The organism is Eggerthella sp. 1_3_56FAA, from assembly GCF_000185625.1.
Classification (GTDB): Bacteria; Actinomycetota; Coriobacteriia; order Coriobacteriales; family Eggerthellaceae; genus Eggerthella; species Eggerthella lenta.
On sequence record NZ_GL622596.1, the window covers coordinates 1 to 899 of the forward strand.

The following is an 899-nucleotide window of genomic DNA, read 5'->3' on the forward strand; positions in this document are numbered from 1 at the left end:
GGCACCCGCCGTCCGCGCCGGGCTCGTGCGGCCCGACGCCGTCGTGGTGGTCGACGCCATCTCCGGCGTCACGGGCGCGGGCAAGAAGGCCTCGGCGCGCACTCATTTCTGCTTCGCCGACGAGAACCTCGAAGCGTACGGCGTGGCCACGCACCGCCACACGCCCGAGATCGAGCAGATCCTGGGCTTGGAAGGCCGCCTCGTGTTCACGCCGCATCTCGCGCCGCTCAATCGCGGTCTGCTGTCCACCGTGAACCTGCCGCTCGCGCCCGACGCGCCCGCCGACGCGGGCGAGATCGTGGAGCTGTACCGGAACTTCTACGCCGACGACCCCTTCGTCCACGTGCTGGACGCCGGCGCCATGCCGAAGACCTCCTCGGTGGCGGGCACGAACTACGCGCACGTGGGGCTCGCTGTCAACCAGGCGGCGCGCATGCTGGTGGCCGTGGGCGCCATCGACAACCTGGGCAAGGGCGCGGCCAGCCAGGCCGTGCAGTGCGCGAACGCGGTGCTGGGCTTGCCCCAGACCCGCGGGCTCGAACCGATCTCCGTTCCCGTGTGACGCGAACCGCGCGCGCCACGCACTAGCCGCAAGCCGCAACAGAAAGAAGCCGCTATGACCGACCAACCGATCGCTGCAACGCATCCCGCCCAAGGCGGCGTGACGGCGGCGCGCGGGTTCCGCGCGTCCGGCGTGCACGCGGGCTTCCGTAAGGATCCCGAGCGCCTCGACCTCGCGCTCGTGGTCGCCGACGAACCCTGCGCGTGCGCGGCCGTGTTCACCAAGAACGTGTTCTGCTCGGCGCCGGTCATCGTATCGCGCGCGCAGCTGGGCGCCGACCAGCCGGGCGAGCCCGCCTACGGCACGGCGCGCGCCGTGGTGGTGAACTCGGGCAATG

2 protein-coding genes are annotated in these 899 nt (G+C 71.7%); both read left to right on the forward strand.

Annotated elements, in window-relative coordinates; genetic code table 11:
* The coding region (locus HMPREF1023_RS14935) for an Asd/ArgC dimerization domain-containing protein (RefSeq protein WP_009307331.1) at positions 1-562 on the forward strand (562 nt) is incomplete at its 5' end.
* A 54-nt stretch (positions 563-616) separates the two neighbouring features.
* Positions 617-899, forward strand: a 283-nt coding sequence (locus HMPREF1023_RS14940) for a bifunctional ornithine acetyltransferase/N-acetylglutamate synthase (RefSeq protein WP_009307332.1), incomplete at its 3' end; no start/stop codon positions are given.